Annotated in this window: 18 protein-coding genes; 6 read left to right on the forward strand and 12 right to left on the reverse strand. The window is 58.4% G+C overall.

The genetic code is table 11. From position 1 onward, the window contains the following. Positions 1–94: 94 nt before the first annotated feature. Both nagZ and HKK55_RS16185 read right to left on the reverse strand, forming a co-directional pair. Complete coding sequence (nagZ, locus tag HKK55_RS16180) at positions 95–1,105, reverse strand: beta-N-acetylhexosaminidase (RefSeq protein WP_169355606.1); 1,011 nt, start codon at positions 1,103–1,105, stop codon at positions 95–97. Positions 1,106–1,272: 167 nt separating this feature from the next. Further along, positions 1,273–1,980 (reverse strand): TetR/AcrR family transcriptional regulator, encoded by a 708-nt coding sequence (locus tag HKK55_RS16185; RefSeq protein WP_169355607.1) that lies wholly within the window; start codon positions 1,978–1,980, stop codon positions 1,273–1,275. A 262-nt stretch (positions 1,981–2,242) separates the two neighbouring features. On the opposite strand from HKK55_RS16185, the gene lexA reads away from it, so the two are divergent. Both lexA and sulA read left to right on the forward strand, forming a co-directional pair. Further along, positions 2,243–2,851: a transcriptional repressor LexA gene (lexA, locus tag HKK55_RS16190; RefSeq protein WP_169355608.1), complete on the forward strand. Its 609-nt coding sequence runs from the start codon at positions 2,243–2,245 to the stop codon at positions 2,849–2,851. A gap of 10 nt (positions 2,852–2,861) precedes the next feature. Further along, positions 2,862–3,338: an SOS-induced cell division inhibitor SulA gene (gene sulA / locus HKK55_RS16195; RefSeq protein ID WP_169355609.1), complete on the forward strand. Its 477-nt coding sequence runs from the start codon at positions 2,862–2,864 to the stop codon at positions 3,336–3,338. 159 nt (positions 3,339–3,497) lie between these two features. Here sulA and HKK55_RS16200 read toward each other — a convergent pair whose 3' ends face one another. The 7 genes from HKK55_RS16200 to HKK55_RS16230 all read right to left on the reverse strand — a co-directional run bounded on the left by HKK55_RS16200 (position 3,498) and on the right by HKK55_RS16230 (position 11,904). After that, entirely contained in the window at positions 3,498–3,731 is a 234-nt protein-coding gene (locus HKK55_RS16200; RefSeq protein ID WP_169355610.1) for a hypothetical protein, read from the reverse strand. A gap of 151 nt (positions 3,732–3,882) precedes the next feature. After that, positions 3,883–4,404 (reverse strand): DUF6586 family protein, encoded by a 522-nt coding sequence (locus tag HKK55_RS16205; RefSeq protein WP_169355611.1) that lies wholly within the window; start codon positions 4,402–4,404, stop codon positions 3,883–3,885. Between the two features lie 133 nt (positions 4,405–4,537). Then, complete coding sequence (topA, locus tag HKK55_RS16210; RefSeq protein ID WP_169355612.1) at positions 4,538–7,159, reverse strand: type I DNA topoisomerase; 2,622 nt, start codon at positions 7,157–7,159, stop codon at positions 4,538–4,540. Positions 7,160–7,273: 114 nt separating this feature from the next. Next, the gene (locus tag HKK55_RS16215; RefSeq protein ID WP_010176359.1) at positions 7,274–7,510 is read right to left on the reverse strand and encodes a DUF1653 domain-containing protein; all 237 of its coding nucleotides are present in this window, start codon (positions 7,508–7,510) and stop codon (positions 7,274–7,276) included. 98 nt (positions 7,511–7,608) lie between these two features. After that, the gene (gene fadA, locus HKK55_RS16220) at positions 7,609–8,784 is read right to left on the reverse strand and encodes an acetyl-CoA C-acyltransferase FadA (protein WP_010176360.1); all 1,176 of its coding nucleotides are present in this window, start codon (positions 8,782–8,784) and stop codon (positions 7,609–7,611) included. Positions 8,785–8,813: 29 nt separating this feature from the next. Next, positions 8,814–10,961: a fatty acid oxidation complex subunit alpha FadB gene (fadB, locus tag HKK55_RS16225; RefSeq protein WP_169355613.1), complete on the reverse strand. Its 2,148-nt coding sequence runs from the start codon at positions 10,959–10,961 to the stop codon at positions 8,814–8,816. Between the two features lie 505 nt (positions 10,962–11,466). Continuing rightward, positions 11,467–11,904: a hypothetical protein gene (locus HKK55_RS16230; RefSeq protein WP_169355614.1), complete on the reverse strand. Its 438-nt coding sequence runs from the start codon at positions 11,902–11,904 to the stop codon at positions 11,467–11,469. A gap of 104 nt (positions 11,905–12,008) precedes the next feature. On the opposite strand from HKK55_RS16230, the gene HKK55_RS16235 reads away from it, so the two are divergent. Then, a complete protein-coding gene (locus HKK55_RS16235) occupies positions 12,009–12,449 on the forward strand; it encodes a universal stress protein (protein WP_169355615.1) in 441 nt (146 codons plus the stop codon). Between the two features lie 182 nt (positions 12,450–12,631). Here the strand turns inward: HKK55_RS16235 and HKK55_RS16240 are convergent, their stop codons facing one another. Then, the gene (locus HKK55_RS16240) at positions 12,632–14,545 is read right to left on the reverse strand and encodes an ATP-binding cassette domain-containing protein (protein WP_169355616.1); all 1,914 of its coding nucleotides are present in this window, start codon (positions 14,543–14,545) and stop codon (positions 12,632–12,634) included. A gap of 212 nt (positions 14,546–14,757) precedes the next feature. On the opposite strand from HKK55_RS16240, the gene HKK55_RS16245 reads away from it, so the two are divergent. Then, entirely contained in the window at positions 14,758–16,686 is a 1,929-nt protein-coding gene (locus HKK55_RS16245; RefSeq protein WP_169355617.1) for a transglycosylase SLT domain-containing protein, read from the forward strand. Positions 16,687–16,756: 70 nt separating this feature from the next. Here HKK55_RS16245 and HKK55_RS16250 read toward each other — a convergent pair whose 3' ends face one another. After that, entirely contained in the window at positions 16,757–18,541 is a 1,785-nt protein-coding gene (locus HKK55_RS16250) for an ABC transporter transmembrane domain-containing protein (protein ID WP_169357882.1), read from the reverse strand. Positions 18,542–18,785: 244 nt separating this feature from the next. Here HKK55_RS16250 and HKK55_RS16255 point away from each other — a divergent pair, with 244 nt between their 5' ends. Continuing rightward, a complete protein-coding gene (locus HKK55_RS16255) occupies positions 18,786–18,959 on the forward strand; it encodes a PA1571 family protein (RefSeq protein WP_169355618.1) in 174 nt (57 codons plus the stop codon). Positions 18,960–19,074: 115 nt separating this feature from the next. After that, complete coding sequence (locus HKK55_RS16260; RefSeq protein WP_169353046.1) at positions 19,075–20,100, forward strand: IS110 family transposase; 1,026 nt, start codon at positions 19,075–19,077, stop codon at positions 20,098–20,100. Between the two features lie 267 nt (positions 20,101–20,367). Here HKK55_RS16260 and pdxB read toward each other — a convergent pair whose 3' ends face one another. Then, entirely contained in the window at positions 20,368–21,510 is a 1,143-nt protein-coding gene (pdxB, locus tag HKK55_RS16265; RefSeq protein WP_169355619.1) for a 4-phosphoerythronate dehydrogenase PdxB, read from the reverse strand. Positions 21,511–21,792 lie beyond the last annotated feature (282 nt).

Raw genomic sequence — 21,792 nt, forward strand, 5'->3', positions numbered from 1 at the left:
GAGCAAGCCCGCTCCCACATTCGACCGCATTTCTTCAGGGTATACGGGGTCAAGTGTGGGAGCGGGCTTGCTCGCGAAGGGCGCACCGCAGCTGTCAGTCGATTAATTGAGCATCCCGCAGCGCACCAAGCGCCGTCAGCCAACGCGGGTTCTGCTTGTACTCGGCAGAGGCGATTGCTTGGCCACGCATCCGCGCGATGCGCGCCGATGGGGTGACCTTCATACGCTGGGCGGCGCTCAGGGCCAGTTCAGCAGCCGCTCGGTCGTTGCACACCAGGCCCATGTCGCAGCCGGCAGTCAGCGCGGCTTCAATACGACTGGCAGCATCACCGACCACATGAGCGCCCGCCATAGACAGGTCGTCGCTGAAAATCACGCCGTCAAATTGCAATTCGCCCCGCAGGATGTCCTGCAACCAGCGACGGGAGAAACCGGCCGGCTGCGAATCAACCTGTGGGTAAATGACATGGGCTGGCATTACTGCCGCCAGTTGCTTGCTCAGTCGTGCGAAAGGCACCAGGTCGTTGGCGCGAATCTGCTCCAGGCTGCGCTCATCATTGGGAATGGCGACGTGGGAATCAGCTTCAGCCCAGCCGTGGCCAGGGAAATGCTTGCCGGTGGCAGCCATGCCTGCGCTGTTCATGCCGCGAATAAAAGCACCCGCCAGCAAGGCGGCACGCTCAGGGTCGCCTTCGAATGAACGACTGCCTACGACGGCACTGCGCTGGTAATCCAGGTCCAGTACCGGGGCAAAGCTCAGGTCCAGGCCGACGGCCAACACTTCGGCGGCCATAATCCAGCCGCATTGCTCTGCCAGGTACTCGGCGTTGGGATTGTCCGCCAAGGCACGCATCGCCGGCAGCCGCACAAATCCTTGGCGCAGGCGTTGGACACGGCCGCCTTCCTGGTCAACTGCCAGCAGCAGATCAGGGCGCACCGCGCGAATCGCCGCGCTCAACTCACGCACCTGACGCGGATGCTCGATATTGCGCGCAAAAATAATCAGGCCGCCCACCTCGGGCTGACGCAACAAGTGGCGATCTTCAGCCGTCAGCCAGGTACCGGCAACGTCCACCATCAATGAGCCTTGCAGGGCCGCAGTCATAAACCTTCCTTAAATAGCGCACAACCCGAAGCCCGCGCGAGGTCGCATCGCCGGATCAGACCTGGCAATGGACGCTCAGCGTGAGCAACGGGTTGTGGATAAACATCTGAAATCGGCATGGACGGCTAGCTTAGCGGATGCCAGCGGCCACGCCCACCCGCAAGCGGTCAAACCTTGGCGGCAGCCGGTACGGACTTGCTGCGCGGGCGCAACTGGGCAGCGGCCATGGTCTGGTCGGTAACGCCGGTCTCGGCCCGCATACCAGCAGCCAGGAACGGCACCATCAGGCGCATCACCTGCTCAATGGAGGTATTGACGCCAAAATCAGTCTCGGCGATCGCTCGCAGGGCCTTGATCCCGGACATGCTGAACGCCGCAGCGCCGAGCATGAAATGCACGCGCCAGAACAATTCGATAGGGGGAATACGTGGCGCTGCTTCGTTAACCAGCAACATATAGCGGCGGAACACCTTGCCATACATGTCTTCCAGGTAGCGCCGCAAGTGCCCCTGGCTCTGGCTGAATGCCAGGCCCAACAAACGCATGAAGATTGACAGGTCGTTGCCACTGCGCGGCTGGACCACCAACGCTTGTTCGACCAGGATTTCCAACAAATCTTCCAGGCTCGGCTTGTTCTCAGGCTTGGCCTGGCGGCGCTCCAGTTCGCGATCAAGGCTGATGCAGAACGGCCCCAGGAAGCGCGAGAACACTGCCTGGATCAGGGCCTTTTTCGAGCCGAAATGATAGTTCACTGCCGCCAGGTTGACCCCGGCCTTGCTGGTGATCAGCCGCAATGAAGTTTCAGCAAATCCTTTTTCCGCGAACAACTGCTCGGCAGCATCGAGAATGCGTTCAACGGTTTCCGACTGGGCCATGGCTACTCCGCCTGACAAACACTTGTTTGAAACATACGTTTCACTTTGTGTCTTGTCAAGCCTGCAGGTCCGTTTCCGGCCGGGCAGTCATCTCTTTCATCGCTATTTAATCACATCCACGAAGGTCTGTAGGCAGCGCTGTCCCGGTCATGTAGGACAGGTGACGGATGACCGTCCAGCGGAGTGAGTAAAAACGATGATTGCCAAGCGCAGTCCACTGTATATAATCCCAGTCACTGTATAAAAAGACAGAGCGATCAACATGCTAAAACTGACGCCACGCCAAGCTGAGATTCTCGCCTTCATCAAGCGCTGCCTCGATGACAATGGCTACCCGCCAACTCGGGCAGAAATTGCGCAGGAACTGGGGTTCAAATCGCCCAACGCTGCCGAGGAACACCTCAAGGCTCTCGCCCGCAAAGGTGCGATCGAGATGACCCCAGGCGCTTCACGGGGCATTCGTATCCCTGGCTTCGAGGCCAAGGCCGACGAGTCGACCCTGCCGATCATCGGCCGTGTCGCTGCCGGTGCGCCAATCCTGGCGCAGCAGCACGTCGAGGAGTCCTGCAACATCAACCCGACCTTCTTCCATCCCCGCGCCGACTACCTGCTACGGGTTCATGGCATGAGCATGAAGGACGTCGGCATTTTCGATGGCGACCTGCTGGCCGTCCATACCACCCGCGAAGCCCGCAACGGCCAGATCGTCGTTGCCCGTATCGGCGACGAGGTGACGGTCAAGCGCTTCAAGCGCGAAGGCAGCAAGGTCTGGCTCCTGGCCGAAAACCCCGAGTTCGCACCCATTGAAGTCAACCTGAAGGATCAGGATCTGGTGATTGAAGGCTTGAGCGTCGGCGTTATTCGCCGCTAACGGAGGCATCATGCAGTTTCCACACACACCACAACACACTCAGCTTCCGCTGTTTGAAGCCTTCATGATGGCGCAACCCCTTGCGCCAATCCTCAAGGAGTCGGTCGAGGCGCCCTGGAGCGCCGAACCCGAGACGTTCAGTGAACTGTCGTTGCGCGGTGCCGCCGGGAACTGCCTGAACCTGCTGGCCCCCATTCTTCGCGAACTGAGCGAAGAACAGGATGCACGCTGGCTGACACTGATCGCCCCGCCTTCCAGCCTGACCCAGGCCTGGTTACGGGATGCGGGCCTGAATCGCGAGCGCATTCTGTTGCTGCAACCCCGTGGCACACAGAGCGCCCAACAGTTGACCTGCGAAGCCTTGCGCCTGGGCCGTAGCCATACAGTAGTCAGCTGGCTGAACCCGCTGAGTACAACGGCCAGACAGCAGTTGATCAGCGCGGCGCGGGATGGCGACGCACAGAGCCTGAACATTCGATTGGGATAATTCCTGGGCCAACGCGGAAAGCGTTACCAGGATGTAATGAAAAATCGTCCGACTTGCAGTTATCTGGCTTATCGTCAGAGCCTGCAATAGACGCGAGGCTTCTCCAGGATTGAGAAGCCGATCTGTAACTTCAAACTCGCAAAAAACCGACAAACGGACTCAGTGAAGAATCCGTGGGCCGTCGTCTTTCTCCGGCTCGCCTTCAGCCAGGCGTCCCGCCATCTGCACGCCGACGCTCAACATGGCTTTTGCCACTTCTACATGCTGGCCTTGCAGGAACGCCTTGGCGTCCTCGGAAAAGTCCAGAATCACCAGAGAACCCTCGTCCTCAGCCCTGCGCAGCTCAATTCGGCCGTCGGGCAGTTCAACAATTTCCAGAAAGGACGTTGGCATAAAAGTCTGTTCTCCACGAAAGGCCGAGATTATATCAGTCATCCACTTGGCCTCGCTCGGGATCTGGGCCGCTTTCTTTACGATTTGATGAATGGTGCAACCAGATTGATCGTTCCCATGCTCTGTGCGGAAACGATCATTAGTTCACTTATCAGCACTCACTCAACCCATCACGAAACCGAATCGCCAGCTTCTTGAGCTCCTGCCGCCAACTCTCAAGCTCTTCCCGACTCAACGGCTCCGGCCCCTCTTCTTCCAGGCTCACCGCCACGATCAGCGGCTGGGTCACATCGCCCTTGGGCTTGTGTGGCACTCGTGGTGGCTGGAACATCGCCGAATGAGCTACCAGCAAGCGTGCCAACCAACTGTCCGGGCTCTGCGTCATTTCCACCAGCTCGGCCAATTCCGGGATAGCGATGGATTCCGACACCTCACGCGTCAGGATCATTTCGGCCCGTGGCGCGCCCGCTTGAGGCAGGCGATAGAACCCGGCGATCTCATGGCACAACCCCAACAAAGCGCCGTAGAGGTGGAACAGCGCCGACTCACGCCCGGCCTGCACCAGCGCGATAGCGTTCATCTCCTTTCCCTCCTCGGCGCGACCAAGGGCTTCCAGGGACAAACCCGCGAAGTAAATTTTCTGATTGGTACGAGTATAGAGTTCGTTAGCCATGACGGCAGTCTCCACAACAACATAGGGCGCGATGCTCGTTTAGCTTAGCAGTGTCATGGATCGGCCAAGCCCACTGCAAGCCCAAAAAAAGGCCGCCTGTGAAGGCGGCCTTTCGGTCAAACGGGTAACAGGATCAAGCGCCTTGGCGCTTGTCCTCGACCTTCCACTTGCCACCGTCGTAGAACGCCTTCCAACCAGTAGGCTTGCCCTCGACCTCGGTCTGCACGTACTGCTCCTTGGTCTTGCGGCTGTAGCGGATCACAGCCGGGCGACCATCCGGATCTTTCTTCGGTGCTTCGCAGAGGAAGTGGTACTTCGGATCGATTTCGTCCTTGTGGGGCACGATCTCGATCACCAGTGGCGCACGGGTCTCACGGTTTTTCGGAAATTGGCTGGCGGCCAGGAACAGGCCCGAAGCGCCGTCACGTAGGATGTAGGTGTCGTTGACCTTCTCGCACTTGAGTTCAGGCATCTTCACCGGGTCCATTTTCGGCGGTGCCGCGTCACCGCTTTTCAGCAGTTTGCGGGTGTTCTTGCAGGTAGGGTTGGTGCACCCGAAGAACTTGCCGAAGCGGCCAGTCTTGAGCTGCATCTCACTGCCACACTTGTCACACTCCAGGCTCGGACCTTCGTAGCCCTTGATGCGGTAAGTGCCTTCCTCGATCTCGTAGCCGTTGCAATCCGGGTTGTTACCGCAGATGTGCAGCTTGTGCTTCTCATCCAGCAGGTAGGCGTCCATCGCCGTGCTGCAGATTGGGCAGCGATGCTTGCCACGCAGTACCAGCGACTCGGACTCACCCTCGTCATCGGCAGCGATTTCATCGCCTGGTACCAGGTTGACGGTCGCCTTGCAGCGCTCTTTCGGCGGCAGGCTATAGCCCGAACAACCGAGGAACACACCGGTGGACGCTGTTCGAATCTGCATTGGTCGCCCGCAGGTGAGGCACGGAATATCCGTCATCACCGGCTGATTGGCGCGCATGCCGTTCTCGGCGCTTTCGGCTACTTCGAGTTTTTTCTTGAAGTCGCCATAGAACTCGTCGAGCACATTTTTCCAGTCGCGCTCGCCCTGGGCCACATCATCGAGGTTCTCTTCCATGCCGGCGGTGAAGCCGTAGTCCATCAGGTTGGAGAAGCTCTCCGATAAACGCTCGGTGACGATATCGCCCATCTTTTCCGAGTAGAAACGACGGTTATGCAGTGCAACGTAACCACGGTCCTGGATGGTGGAAATAATCGCCGCGTAGGTCGAAGGACGACCGATACCGCGTTTCTCCATCTCCTTGACCAGGCTGGCTTCTGAATAACGGGCCGGCGGCTTGGTGAAGTGCTGGCTCGGATCAAGCTTGATCAGCTTCATCACGTCGCCCTGGGCCATATCCGGCAGCACATCGTCGTCGCCCGGCTTGGCAATTTGCGGCATGACACGGGTGTAGCCGTCGAACTTGAGGATACGACCCTTGGCCCGCAACTCGAAGTCCCCGGCACCGACACTGACGGTGGTCGACAGGTATTGCGCCGGCAGCATCTGGCAGGCGAGGAACTGGCGCCAGATCAGCTCGTAAAGGCGCTCAGCGTCGCGCTCCATGCCGGTCAACTTACTTGGCTCGGTGTTGGCATCAGAAGGACGAATCGCTTCGTGAGCCTCTTGTGCACCTTCCTTGCTGCTGTAGACGTTAGGTTTTTCCGGCAGGTACTTCTTGCCGAACTCACCTTCAATATAGGTACGCGCCATCGCGACCGCATCCAACGACAGGTTGGTGGAGTCGGTACGCATATACGTGATGTAGCCCGCTTCATACAGACGCTGGGCCATCATCATGGTCTTCTTCACCCCGAAGCCCAGGCGGTTACTCGCGGCCTGTTGCAGGGTGGATGTGATGAACGGTGCCGACGCCTTACTGCTGGTAGGCTTGTCTTCACGCTTGACGATGCTGTAGCTGGAAGACTTGAGCTTCTCCAGCGCGGCCATGGCCTGGGCTTCGTTGAGTGGCTTGAACGCCTCGCCTTTCTCGCGGGCCACTTCAAAGCGCACGTTCGCGCCTTTGGCAGTGCCGAGGTCAGCATGGACTTCCCAGTACTCTTCGGGGTTGAACGCACGAATCTCGCGCTCACGCTCCACCACCAGCTTCACGGCAACCGATTGCACACGACCGGCAGACAGGCCACGGGCGATCTTCGCCCATAGCAACGGCGAGACCATGTAGCCCACGACGCGGTCGAGGAAACGACGGGCCTGCTGGGCATTGACGCGGTCGATGTCCAGTTCGCCCGGCTTGGAGAAGGCTTCCTGGATCGCCTTCTTGGTAATTTCGTTGAACACCACGCGCTTATAGCGGCTGTCGTCACCACCGATGGCTTCCCGCAGGTGCCAGGCAATGGCTTCCCCTTCGCGGTCCAAGTCGGTTGCGAGATAGATGGTGTCAGCATCTTTGGCGAGCCGGCGCAGCTCTTCGATGACCTTTTCCTTGCCTGGGAGGATCTCGTACTTGGCTTTCCAGCCATGATCGGGATCGACACCCATGCGCGAGACCAGCTGCTTGCGCGCTTTCTCTTTAGGCGTGAGCACCGGACCTTCGCCCGCAGCCGCCTTGCCGCGCTTGGCGGCTGGCTCCTTGCTGGCGCTAGCCGAACCGCTGGTGGGCAGGTCTCGGATATGGCCGATACTCGACTTCACCACGTACTCGTTACCCAAGTACTTGTTGATGGTCTTGGCCTTAGCCGGGGATTCCACAATGACCAGCGATTTGCCCATGGATCGGAAAATTCCTGAATTCGAGAAGTGAAAGGCGGTTGGCGCCTGACGCGGCAACGCTATATATAGTGGCAACAAGGTGAGGTCAAGCGCAGCATTCTGCGCGGCCTGCCTTTATTGCGCTGAAAAAAGGCTGGGTTCGACCTGGATCAAAGCAAAGCGCGGGACCTGTTCGCCGTCAACCTCGACAGTCTCCAGGAACATGCTCAAGGGACGCACCCAAAAGCCGTAATCGCCATACAGTGCTTGGTAGAACACTACTTCTTCTTCGGTTTCCGAGTGCCGTGCCACATTAAAAACACGGTACTGCGGACCTTTATAATGTTGGTAGAGCCCTGGTTCGACTTTCATGCTCTGGCCCTCTCACAAAAATTGTTAAAAAAAAATTACAAAACCTTCCAAAAAACAAAAACCGGGGCACTGGGCCCCGGCTTCCGTCAACCGAACGCTTAGATGCGTTCGAAGACGGTGGAGATGCCTTGGCCGAGACCAATGCACATGGTAGCAACCCCAAGGTTGCCGCCATTTTGCTTCATCACGTTAAGCAACGTGCCGGAGATACGTGCACCGGAACACCCGAACGGGTGACCCAGGGCAATCGCGCCGCCGTGCAGGTTAACCTTCTCGTTCATCTTGTCGAGTACTTTCAAATCTTTCAGCACTGGCAAGGCCTGTGCGGCGAAAGCTTCGTTGAGCTCGAAGAAGTCGATATCGGAGATGGTCAGGCCTGCGCGCTTCAATGCTTTTTGTGTGGCCGGTACTGGACCATAGCCCATGATTGCCGGATCCACACCCGCCACTGCCATCGAACGAATCACCGCCATTGGCTGGATACCCAGGTCCTGGGCACGCTGGGCCGACATCACGATCATGCACGAGGCACCGTCGGTGATCTGCGACGAAGTACCGGCTGTCACAGTGCCGCCCTTTGGATTGAAGGCAGGCTTGAGCGCCGCCAGGCTTTCCAGGGTGGTATCCGGACGAATGGTTTCGTCATAGTCGAACAGTTTCAGGAAACCGTTCTCGTCGTAGCCGTTCATCGGGATGATTTCATCCTTGAACTTGCCTTCCAGGGTCGCCTTGTGGGCGAGCTGGTGGGAGCGCAGGCCAAACGCGTCCTGGGCTTCACGGGTAATGCCGTGCATCTTGCCGAGCATTTCTGCGGTCAGGCCCATCATGCCCGAGGCTTTCGCCGCGTACAGGGACATGTGCGGGTTCGGATCAACGCCGTGCATCATGCTGACGTGGCCCATGTGCTCCACGCCGCCGACCACGAATACATCACCGTTGCCGGTCATGATCGCTTGTGCGGCGGTGTGCAGCGCGCTCATGGACGAACCACACAGGCGGCTGACGGTCTGGCCGGCAGCGGTGTGCGGGATCTGTGTCATCAAGGAGGCCATACGCGCGATGTTCCAGCCCTGCTCCAGGGTTTGGTTCACGCAGCCCCAGATCACGTCTTCGACTTCGTTAGGGTCGACTTTGACGTTGCGCTCAAGCAACTTGCTGATCAGGTGCGCCGACATGTCTTCGGCGCGGGTGTTGCGGTGCATGCCGCCCTTGGAGCGGCCCATCGGAGTACGACCGAAGTCGACAATCACGACGTCTCTTGGATTCAAGCTCATAAATATTCTCGCTCTAGTCGTCTGGGCACTTAACCGAAGAAGCTCTGGCCGTTTTTGGCCATCTCACGCAGCTTCGCAGTCGGGTGGTACAGCGGGCCCAAATCAGCGTATTGATCAGCCAGGGCAACGAACTCGGCTACACCGATCGAATCGATGTAACGCAGCGCACCACCACGGAACGGAGGGAAACCAATACCGTAGACCAGGCCCATGTCGGCTTCGGCTGCGGTTTCAACGATGCCGTCTTCCAGGCAACGCACGGTTTCCAGGCACAACGCGATCATCATCCAGTTAATGATGTCCTCGTCGGACACTTCACGCTGTTCGTAGACAATCGGCTTGAGCACTTCCAGCACCGATGGATCGGCAACTTTCTTCTGCTTGCCCTTCTTGTCGGTCTCGTAGGCGTAGAAACCTTTGCCATTCTTCTGGCCCAAGCGCTTGGCTTCGTAGAGTGCGTCGATCGCCGAACGGCGGTCATCTTTCATGCGGTCCGGGAAGCCTTCAGCCATGACGTCGCGACCGTGGTGACCGGTGTCGATGCCGACCACGTCCATCAGGTACGCCGGGCCCATTGGCCAGCCGAACTTTTCCATGACCTTGTCGATACGGACGAAGTCCACACCTGCACTGACCAGCTTGGCGAAACCGCCGAAGTACGGGAACAGAACGCGGTTGACCAGGAAGCCCGGGCAGTCATTAACGACGATCGGGTTCTTGCCCATTTTCTTGGCGTAGGCAACGGTGGTCGCCACTGCCAGTTCGCTGGACTTCTCGCCACGGATCACTTCTACCAGCGGCATCATGTGCACCGGGTTGAAGAAGTGCATGCCGACGAAGTTTTCCGGACGTTTGAGGGCTTTCGCCAGCAAGGTGATGGAAATGGTCGAGGTGTTCGAAGCCAGGATCGTATCTTCTTTGACCTGAGCCTCAACTTCAGCCAGTACCGCCTGCTTGACCTTCGGGTTCTCGACAACCGCTTCGACCACCAGGTCGACGTGGCCGAAATCACCGTAGGACAGCGTAGGACGAATGCCGTTAAGCACTTCAGCCATTTTCGCAGCAGTCATGCGGCCTTTATCAACGCGGCCCACCAGCAGTTTCGCGGCTTCTGCCAGACCCTGCTCGATCCCGTGCTCGTTGATGTCTTTCATCAGGATCGGCGTGCCTTTGGACGCCGACTGATAGGCGATACCGCCGCCCATGATACCTGCGCCGAGTACGGCAGCCTGTTTCACGTCACGGGCGATTTCGTCGTAGGCCTTAGCCTTTTTCTTCAGTTCCTGATCGTTCAGGAACAGACCGATCAAGCTCTGCGCTGCCGAGGTCTTGGCCAGTTTGACGAAGCCAGCCGCTTCGATTTCCAGAGCCTTGTCGCGACCGAAGTTCGCAGCTTTCTGGATAGTCTTGATCGCTTCAACCGGCGCCGGGTAGTTCGGGCCGGCTTGGCCTGCCACGAAACCTTTGGCGGTTTCGAACGACATCATCTGTTCGATGGCGTTGAGCTTGAGTTTTTCCAGTTTTGGCTGACGCTTGGCCTTGTAATCGAATTCGCCACTGATGGCGCCTTTGATCAGGCTCAGTGCGGCTTCTGCCAGCTTGTCGGGAGCAACCACGGCATCGACAGCGCCGACTTTCAGCGCGTCTTCAGCACGGTTTTCCTTGCCCGCGGCAATCCACTCGATGGCGTTGTCGGCACCGATGATGCGCGGCAGGCGCACGGTACCGCCGAAGCCTGGGTAGATGCCCAGCTTGACTTCCGGCAGGCCGATCTTCGCGGTAGCGGACATGACGCGGAAGTCCGCGGCCAGGCACATTTCCAGACCGCCGCCCAGGGCAATGCCATTGATCGCGGCAACGGTCGGCACGTTGAGGTCTTCGAAATCGCTGAAAATCTTGTTGGCTTCGAGGTTGCCAGCCACAAGCTCGGCATCGGGCAGCTTGAAGTTGTCGACGAATTCGGTGATGTCAGCGCCGACGATGAACACGTCTTTGCCGCTGGAGACGATCACGCCCTTGACCGATGCATCAGCTTTGATGGTGTCTACGGCCTGACGCAATTCGTTCAGGGTTAGACGGTTGAACTTGTTGACGGACTCACCCTTGAGATCGAATTTCAATTCGACGATGCCACTTTCAAGAGCCTTAACCGTGATGGCTTTACCTTCGTAAATCATCAACTGATCTCCACGATATGGAAGCTGAACAGTACACGTTGGACGCTGGCCGCAGGTTCAGCAGGGACGTTACCGTCGATGCTACGCCAATCCGCCAGGCACACCCGTCAACGCGATAGTCGGGATTCTGTAAGAGCGGTCTGAAATACAAACGCTCAATTCATACGCCCGTTTGATTTGGGTACGCCACCTTCATCCAAATTCGGGCAATTGTCAATCGCCCGAAAGAGCAGGCAAAACGCGACTTTTCAGTCATTTCAGAACCCGCGCTATACATCAGCGGCTCACCAATGTTTAAGCATTCACCAAATCAATAGTAGGAAAATTCTCGCAAAAACCTGTACAGCCAGGGATATCCGACTAGGCTAGCGGCAACCGTAACAGGATCGTATAAGCGCTTGGATGAATACCCAGCGTAGGGAAAATCGATTACCGGCCTGCCTGGCCAACTCCAGCCCGATGATTATGTCGGGCTTTTTATTGCCTGGCTTTCTGTGGGCGCGAATCAGGCCAGAGCCTTGAGCAAGGACGCAATGTCTTGCAAAACACTCGCCTCGCCCTTCTCGCCCCAATACAAGGCGATCATTTGCTTGTCTGCTTCGACCTTATAGACGTTGGCCGGCAGCGTCGCAAAATGTGGCAACAACTTTTCATCAACGCAGATTTCCTGCCATTGATTGACCCAGATTCCCGGCTCCAACTGCCAATAACTCCAGCATTGAGGCGTATTGCCCCGCCGTGGCCGGCAATACTGCGCACAGGGGCTTGGCGGCTCCTGCTTGAGCCAGTGCGGCCACTCCTGGGGCGCCAGTTGCATGGCCAGGCCGATGCGGCGCGCCTCCATGCGCAGGGCCATGCGTCCGCTCTGGTGGCGCGAGGGACGCAGCCATGCCAGAGGGCTCAAGACCACCACAAGGATTGACACCACTATCCAGACCGTCATATGTGTACTCCCGAATTCTTGATGAGCGGATTTGACCTGACGCAACCCCATCCGCTTGAAACCAGCCATACTGAACTTATTGCAGTCCCCTGGAGGAACGCCCCATGTCATACGAACATATTCTGGTCGCCGTGGACCTGACCGAAGAGTGCGATCCAGTGATCAAGCGCGCACGGGCCTTTGCAGTCGCCAGCAACGCAAAACTGTCGTTGGTGCATATCGTCGAGCCTATGGCCATGGCGTTTGGTGGCGACGTGCCTATGGATCTCTCCCAGTTGCAGCAACAACAGTTTGATCAGGCCAAAGAGCGCCTTGATCGATTGATCCTTAAATACCCTGAAGTGACGAAGGAAAATTCTCACCTCACCTACGGCCAGCCGCGCCAGGAAATCCATCACCTGGCCAAGGAGCAAAACTGCGACCTGATCGTGGTTGGCAGCCATGGCCGCCACGGCTTGGCCTTGTTGCTGGGCTCCACTGCCAACGATGTACTGCACGGTGCCCCGTGCGATGTGCTGGCGGTGAAGCTGGTGAAAGCCTCTTAAGTACAACGCATATCAAATGTGGGAGCGGGCTTGCTCGCGAAAGCTGTCTTTCAGTTGATGCATCTGGTGACTGACACACCGCTTTCGCGAGCAAGCCCGCTCCCACATTTGGATCGCATTTCATATAAAAAGCCCGGCGCTCATAGGAGTGAACGCCAGGCTTTTTAGTGCTGCAGAATCACTCAGGCATCCAGCTCGGCCCAACGATCAACCAGCACTTCCAGCTCCTGGTTCAAGGTTTCCAGGGATGCGATGACTTTGGCGGTTTCAGCCGCAGGGCGCAGATAGAAGCCCGCATCAGCCATTTCCGCTTCTACCGCGGCGATCTGCTTTTCCTTGGCATCGATATCACCCGGCAAAGCTTCCAGCTCACGCTGCAGCTTGTAGCTGAGTTTCTTCTTCGCGGCCGGGGCAGCCTCCGGAGCAGCAGCGGCCACTGGTGTAACCACGGCTGAATTCAAGTCAGCCTTGCCGGATTTGCTCTCGGTCACGCCCAACAGGCGCGGCGAGCCGCCCTGACGCAGCCAGTCCTGATAACCGCCCACGTATTCGCGCACCTTGCCTTCACCTTCAAAGACCAGGGTGCTGGTGACCACGTTGTCGAGGAATGCCCGGTCGTGACTGACCATCAGCACGGTACCGTTGAAGGTCAGCAAGACCTCTTCCAACAGCTCCAGGGTTTCAACGTCGAGGTCGTTGGTCGGTTCATCGAGCACCAACAGGTTGGCCGGCTTGCTGAACAGCTTAGCCAGCAACAGGCGCGCACGCTCACCACCCGACAGCGCCTTGACCGGCGTACGGGCACGTTGCGGGCTGAACAGGAAATCGCCCAAGTAGCTCAGCACGTGGCGGCTCTGGCCGTCGATATCGATAAAGTCGCGGCCTTCAGCAACGTTGTCGATTACGGTTTTTTCCAGATCCAGCTGATGACGCAACTGGTCGAAGTAGGCCACATCGATCTTGGTGCCCTCCTCCACTTTACCGCTGGTGGGCTGCAGGCCATTGAGCATCAGCTTAAGCAAGGTGGTCTTGCCGGTACCGTTGGCACCGAGCAGGCCGATCCGGTCGCCACGCTGCAGGACCATGGAGAAGTCCTTGATCAGGAACGGGCCACCTGGGTGAGCGAAGCTCACGTTGTCCAGGACCATTACCTGCTTGCCTGACTTATCGGCAGTGTCGAGCTGAATGTTGGCCTTGCCGGTGCGCTCACGGCGCTCGCTACGCTCATTGCGCAGGGCTTTGAGGGCACGCACGCGGCCTTCGTTACGGGTACGACGCGCCTTGATGCCCTGGCGGATCCAGACCTCTTCCTGAGCCAGCTTCTTGTCGAACAGCGCGTTAGCGGTATCTTCAGCGGCCAGCGACGCTTCCTTGTGCACCAGGAAGCTGGCGTAGTCGCCGTTCCAGTCGATCAGGCCGCCGCGATCCAGTTCCAGGATGCGCGTCGCCAGGTTTTGCAGGAAAGAACGGTCGTGCGTGATAAACAGCACGGCGCCCTGGAAATCCTTGAGGGCTTCTTCAAGCCAGGCAATAGCGCCGATGTCCAGGTGGTTGGTCGGTTCGTCGAGCAGCAGCAGGTCTGGTTCAGAAACCAGTGCCTGCGCCAGCAGGACGCGACGACGCCAGCCGCCGGACAATTCGGCGAGGGTCTTGTCGGCCGGCAGCTGCAGGCGGCTCAGGGTACTGTCGACCAATTGCTGCAGACGCCAGCCGTCACGGGCTTCGAGGTCGTGCTGGACATGCATCAGCTTGTCCAGGTCTTCTTCGGTGACGCAGTTCTGCGCCAGGTGATGGTATTCGGCGAGCAGTGCGCCCACGCCGTCGAGGCCTTCGGCGACCACGTCGAACACCGTCCGCTCGTCGGCCACCGGCAATTCTTGCGGCAATTCGCCGATCTTGAGGCCTGGGGCGCGCCAGACAGAGCCGTCATCGGGCTTCTGATCGCCTTTTACCAGCTTCATCATGCTGGACTTGCCGGTGCCGTTGCGGCCGATGATGCACACCCGCTCACCACGGGCGATCTGCCAGGACACCTTGTCCAACAACGGCATAGAGCCGAAAGCAAGGGACACATCGCTGAATTTGAGCAGGGTCATGAGCTTCTCCAAAAACTGGGCGCGCATTCTACCTGACTTAGGGCCTAAGGCGGCCGGCATTTTCGCGGTCGACACGTTCTGTAGGACATTTCCAGCGAACTTGAACGAAGCGACCGGCAAAGCTTTCACCGGCTACGAGCAAAAGGCTAAGCTAGGGGCAATCAGTGTCGGCACTGTCGGCACTAGTCCTGATTCCTCTGCACGGACGTCTCATGCGCAGTCGCCTTTTTAACTTTTTATCTTGTCTGCTTCTTTCTGCCACCGCCGCTCAATCTGCCCAGGCCGTGGATCTGACCACCCAACGCCAGTATTACGATGAAGCCAAGCGCGCTTTGGCCAAAGGTGACAGCGGCCCCTACATGCAATACAGCCAGGCGTTGGCCGATTATCCATTGACGCCTTATCTGGCCTACGACGAACTGACCGCCCGCCTGAAGTCTGCCAGCAACCAGGAAGTCGAACAGTTCTTCGCCAAAAACGGCGACCTGCCCCAGGCCAACTGGATGAAGCTGCGTTGGCTGCGCTGGCTGGCGGAGCGCGGCGACTGGCAAACCTTTGAAAAGTACTACGACGCGAAACTCAACTTCGTCGAGCTGGACTGCCTCCACGGCCAGTATCAGTTGAGCCACAACCTAAAGGCCGAAGGTTACAAAACCGCTGAAAAACTGTGGATGACCGGCAAATCTCAACCGGCCGCCTGTGATGTCACCTTTGGCCAATGGGCCGCTGACGGCCAACTGACCGAACAGAAAATCTGGGACCGCACCAAGCTCGCCGCCGAAGCCCGTAATTACCCGCTGGCCAACAGCCTGGTAAAAACCCTGCGCACCCTCGGCCCTCAGGGCCGCTTGATGGTGGACGTGGCGCAAAGACCCGACATGCTCAGTGATCCATCACGTTTCCTGCCGGCTAACGAGGCAATGTCTGACGCCGTCGGTCTCGGCCTTCGCCGCCTGGCACGCCAGGATCCTGACAAGGCCATGGCCCTGCTCGATGGCTACGCCAGCAGCATGCACTTCTCCCGTGACGAAAAAGTGTCCATCGCCAGAGAGATCGGCCTGACCCTGGCGCGACGTTTCGACCCCCGCGCACTGGACGTAATGACCAAGTACGACCCGGAACTACGGGACAACACCGTTTCCGAATGGCGCCTGCGCTTGCTGCTGCGCCTGGCTCGCTGGGAAGACGCCTACCAACTGACCCGCAAGTTGCCGCAGGACCTGGCCACCACCAACCGCTGGCGCTACTGGCAAGCCCGCAGCCTGGAACTGGCAGAGCCGAAGAACCCCCAAGCCCTGGTGCTGTACAAAGGCCTGGCGAAAGAACGGGACTTCTATGGCTTCCTCGCGGCGGATCGCTCCCAAGCACCGTACCAGTTGAACAACAAGCCACTGGTGATGAGCCAGGCGTTGATCAACAAAGTGCGTAACACCCCAGGCGTGCGCCGTGCCCTTGAGTTCTACGCCCGAGGCCAGATCGTCGATGGGCGCCGCGAGTGGTATCACGTCAGCCGCCACTTCAACCGCGACGAAATGGTCGCCCAGGCCAAACTGGCCTACGACATGAAGTGGTATTTTCCGGCAATCCGCACCATCAGTCAGGCGCAATACTGGGACGACCTGGACATCCGCTTCCCGATGGCCCACCGCGACACCCTGGTGCGCGAAGCCAAGGTTCGCGGCCTGCATTCAAGCTGGGTGTTTGCAATTACCCGCCAGGAAAGCGCCTTCATGGACGACGCCCGCTCCGGCGTCGGCGCCAGTGGCCTGATGCAACTGATGCCCGGCACCGCCAAGGAAACCGCACGTAAGTTCAGCATCCCGCTGGCGTCACCTGCGCAAGTACTGGACCCGGACAAAAACATCCAGCTCGGCGCCGCCTACCTGAGCCAGGTCCACAGCCAGTTCAACGGCAACCGCGTGCTCGCGTCCGCCGCTTATAACGCCGGCCCGGGTCGCGTGCGCCAATGGTTGCGCGGTGCTGATCACCTGAGTTTCGATGTGTGGGTGGAAAGCATCCCCTTCGACGAAACCCGCCAGTACGTACAGAACGTGCTGTCTTATTCGGTGATCTACGGCCAAAAGCTTAATGCTCCGCAGCCACTGGTGGATTGGCATGAGCGGTATTTTGATGATCAGTAAGCGTCAGGCTTGATGCTAAAAATGAAAATGCCCGCATTGAAAGATGCGGGCATTTTTTATGGACGGCGATTTAGTGTGGATGGGTTTCCCTGTCTCCATCACTGAACTGCAATGCCGCCAACCGCGCATACAGCGGGTTACTGGCAATCAACTGCTGATGCGTGCCCACTGCCATCAATTTGCCCTGATCCATCACCGCGATCCGATCGGCGTTTTTCACCGTGGCCAGGCGATGGGCAATAACCAACGTAGTACGGCCTTGCATCAGGCTGGGCAAGGCTTGCTGGATCAGGTGCTCACTCTGGGCATCGAGGGCGCTTGTGGCTTCATCCAGCAACAGGATCGGCGCATCCACCAGCAGAGCCCGGGCAATCGCCAGGCGCTGGCGCTGGCCGCCGGAGAGGCCCATGCCACCGTCGCCCAAGTGAGTCTGATAACCATCAGGCATTTGCAGGATGAAGTCGTGGGCGTGGGCGATACGCGCAGCCTCCTCGACCTGAGCGAAGGTGGCCGATGGATTGCCATAACGGATGTTTTCTTCGACGCTGCCGAAGAACAGCGCAGGACTCTGGGAGACCAGGGCAAAGCAACGGCGCAGGTCCAGCGGGTCGAGGTCGGTCAGGGCGTGGCCTTCCAGCAGCACGCGACCTTGCTGAGGGTCGTAGAAGCGCAGCAACAGGTCGAAAATCGTCGACTTACCCGCGCCGGACGGGCCGACCAACGCAAGGGTTTCGCCCGCATTGATCGTCAGACTCAAGCCATCGACAGCAAAGCGATCCGGACGCGACGGGTAGGAAAAACGCAGGTCCTGCAGCTCCAACCGACCGCTGACCCGCTCTGGCAACGTGATCACACCCTCAACAGGTGCCTGAATCTCATTGCCTGACTGCAACAGCTCGGCAATCCGCTCAGCCGCCCCAGCCGCCCGTTGCAGTTCGCCGATCACTTCGCTCAATGTGCCAAAGGCGCTGCCGACGATCAGGCTGTAGAACACAAACGCCGCCAGTTCTCCACCGGAGATACGCCCGGCGATCACGTCCATGCCGCCGACCCAGAGCATCACACCCACAGCGCCCAGCACCAGCATGATCACAAGGGTAATTAGCCAGGCCCGCTGCACGATGCGTTTGCGGGCAGTCGTAAATGCCTCTTCCACGGTGACGGCGAAGCGCTGCTCGTCCTGCACCTGGTGGTTATAGGCCTGAACCGTCTTGATCTGGCCGAGCGTCTCAGACACGTAGCTGCCGACATCGGCAATACGATCCTGGCTCAGCCGAGACAGGCTACGTACCCGGCGGCCGAAAATCAGGATCGGCGCCAACACCAGCGGCAACGCCACCACGACAATACTGGTGAGCTTGGGATTGGTGATAAACAGCAGCACGATCCCACCGATCACCATCAACGCGTTGCGCAGAAACAAGGACAGCGACGAGCCGATCACCGATTGCAGCAACGTGGTATCAGCGGTTAGGCGGGACTGGATTTCCGAACTGCGATTATTTTCGTAAAAACCGGGATGCAGGTAGATCAGGTGATTGAATACCTGCCGGCGAATATCCGCCACGACGCGTTCGCCGATCCACGATACCAAGTAAAACCGCGCAAAGGTGCCCACCGCCAGGCCAAGTACCAGAATCATAAACAAAGCGATGGACTGGTTGAGCAGATGCGGCGACTGAGTCATGAAGCCTTGGTCCACCAACAGTTTGATGCCTTGCCCCATGGACAAGGTGATACCGGCGGTGACGATCAGTGCCAACAAGGCACCCAGCGCTTGCCAGCGGTAAGGGGCAACAAAGCGGGTGGCCAGGCGAATGGCGCGGCGTTGACGGGCTGAGAGCATGGAGAGCATCACCTGAGGGGTACACTCCCAAGCCTACACTGCAATCCGATGGAACTTGGGTAAATCATAATGAGTCAGGTTAATTATGCCCGGCAGCGCTAGCTCGTAGACGTTATCGGTCTAATACACGGCTGGAAATTCCCAAAGGTTTCTGCTGGACTGGGCATTCGAACCGCCACCTTGTACGGATTTGTCACAGCTTGGTCACGCGGGGGTTTTAGAGTCGGTACACAACCTGATGAGGAGACAGGCTATGTCCTTGCAAAATAGCAGCAATGCCAAAATTGAAGTGATCCGTCAGCCACAGCATCTGCCTTGCTCGTATATCGATGCTCAAGGCCGTGAGGTGCAGATTACTGAAGACATGATCCAGGACGCATGCCGCGAACTGGAACAGAAATTGGTCAAGCCTGCCCAGCAAGGCTGAATCGCCCAAACCTTTTCAAACCCGACCTTGATGGCCGGGTTAATGAGATGGTCACCCCCAACACCCTGTGAGGGCTACGCTTTCACGGGGTGTTTTGTTTTCGGAGGCCATCATCATGAGCGAGTCAGCACTGATCGGTATCGATCTCGGCAAACATACTTTCCACCTGCACGGCCAGGATAAGTCGGGCTGTGAGGTGTTTCGCAAAAAATGCTCACGGACGCAAATGATGCAGTTTTTCGGCAACTCGCCGAGCTGTATCGTGGTGATGGAGGCCTGTGCGGGGTCGCACTATGTTGCTCGTCAGTTGGCGGCAATGGGGCACACGGCCAAGCTGATTTCTCCGCAGTTCGTTAAGCCCTTCGTCAAGGGCAATAAAAACGACTTTGTCGACGCTGAGGCAATCTGCGAAGCCGCTTCGCGCCCATCTATGCGCTTCGTCACGCCTAAAACCGAATCCCAGCAAACCCTGTCCGTGCTACACCGGATGCGCGAATCGCTGGTGCATGACCGCACCAAAACGGCTAATCAGATGCACGGTTTCCTGCTGGAGTTTGGGATCAGTCTGCCCAAAGGGTTGGCCATCATGAAGCGTCTGGCGAGCGCCTTGGCCGAGCATGAATTACCCGTTCGTCTGACGATATTGTTGCAACGCCTGCACGACCACTTTGCCTACCTGGATGAGCAAATCAAGGTCTTGGACAAAGAGCTGGCGGGCCAACTGGCCGACGATGATCTGGGCAGTCGTTTGCTGAGTCTTCCATGTGTCGGCCCGATCACCGCCAGCCTGCTGGCTGTAGAAATGGGCGACGGCAAGCAGTACCGATGCAGTCGGGACTTTGCCGCCTCAGTGGGCTTGGTGCCCAGACAGTACAGCACCGGTGGCAAGGCCAACTTGCTGGGAATCAGCAAGCGTGGTGACAAGCACCTGCGACAACTGTTGGTGCAGTGTTCCAGGGTCTATATGCAAAATCTGGAGCACCAAAAAGGCGCCTTGGCCGATTGGGTGCGCTCATTGCTAAGTCGACGACATTCGAATGTCGTGGCCTGTGCCCTGGCTAACAAACTGGCGCGTATCGCTTGGGCGATAGCCGCTCACCATACGCAATATGAAGCAGGGCCAGACGCCTTGAACGCCTGACCCCGCGGTTGTTGCAGTACCACGATTCACCTTCAGGTTTTGCGATAGCTGAACAACAGATGATGTGAACGGCACACCGGCCTGGCGAAGATCCTGACATAAAAATCGGCTTCAGAAGCCGACGGGTTTTTAAGGATCGTCAGGCGCGACTCTCATCGTGGCGCTGGGGCATGCCCCAAACAGACGCCGGATAGATTTAAGCAAGCCAACCACACCACCCGTTAATCAGTATTGCAAAAATGGGGGTGACCATAGATTTTTATGGACTCAGATTGCCTGTGCGCCCAACGCTGACACAATGTTCGACAGAGCGGCCGACTCTCCACCGATCCGCACTTTCAACCCGTCAATCTCACGCCGCTCGGGGTAATGCTTGCGCAGCAAGTCAAACGCCTTACGCTGTTCTTCCACGGTTCCCACCAGGCTACGTCGGAAATCCGCATCATCGCGGCGCGGGTCGTAGACGCTGCGGCACAGGGTCGCCAAGGCCCAGGCCGGATCGGTATTGGCATTGAGACCGACCTCGGCCAGCCACGGCTCAGGCAGCAAGTCACTTAGCTGAATAGTCGGCTCTTGGCCAAGATGCCGGCAAAACGCCTGATAAATCTGCGCGGTGCCACGCTGCTTGCCATCCAGGCTGTAACCCGCGATGTGCGGGGTGGCCAATACACACAGGTCCGCCAACTCGACGTCCACCTGCGGCTCGCCTTCCCAGACATCCAGCACCGCTTGCAGGTCCTCGCGCTCAAGCAGCACGTCCCTGAGGGCCGCGTTATCCACCACGGGACCACGGCTGGCGTTGATCAACCATGCGCCAGGCTTGAGCTGGTTCAGGCGCTGGCGATCAAACAGGTGCCAGGTGGAACCATTGCCGGATTTGTTCAGCGGAGTGTGCAAACTGATGACGTCGCATTGCTCGATAATTTGTTCCAGGCTGACGTAATCACCACCCTCGGCGAGCTGCCGCGGAGGATCGCAGACCAGCACGTTCCAGCCCAGCCCCTTGAGGACCTTGATCAACCGCCCGCCGACTTCACCGGCCCCCACGACACCATAGGTGCGTTGGGCGAGGTCTGCGCCTTCGATCTCAGACAGGGTCAGCAAGCTACCCAGCACATAGTCGACCACCCCCCGGGCATTGCAGCCTGGTGCGCTGGACCACTGGACGCCGGCGCGCTGGAAATAGTCGAGGTCCAGGTGATCGGTGCCGATGGTGCAGGTCCCGACAAAACGCACGGGGGTGCCTTCGAGTAATGCGCGGTTGACGTTGGTCACCGAGCGCACCAGCAGCACATCCGCGTGCTCGATGGCGGCACGGTCGATGGAGCGGCCGGGAACGCGGCGAATCTCGCCAAATCCTTCAAAAAACGCATCGAGTAGCGGGATATTTTCGTCGGCAACAATCAGCATGGCAGGCTCCTTTCGCGGATCAGCAGTGTACAGGGATCAGGGATGGAATGAGATTGGTCGAACAACGCCGATCCCTTGTGGGAGCCGGGCTTGCCCGCGATGAGGGTGTCTCTGTCACCGCTGACGTCGACTGTCAGGCCGCCATCGCGGGCAAGCCCGGCTCCCACAGAGTTCTGGGTTGTCTGGGAGACCACTTACAAATCCGCAACACAGGTTTTTTCCTGACCAACCCGTCAAAGCGTAGAATGCGCCGTCCTGCGCTCCCCCTTTTTGGACATCCTG

It is taken from the genome of Pseudomonas sp. ADAK18 (assembly GCF_012935695.1).
Lineage (GTDB): Bacteria > Pseudomonadota > Gammaproteobacteria > Pseudomonadales > Pseudomonadaceae > Aquipseudomonas.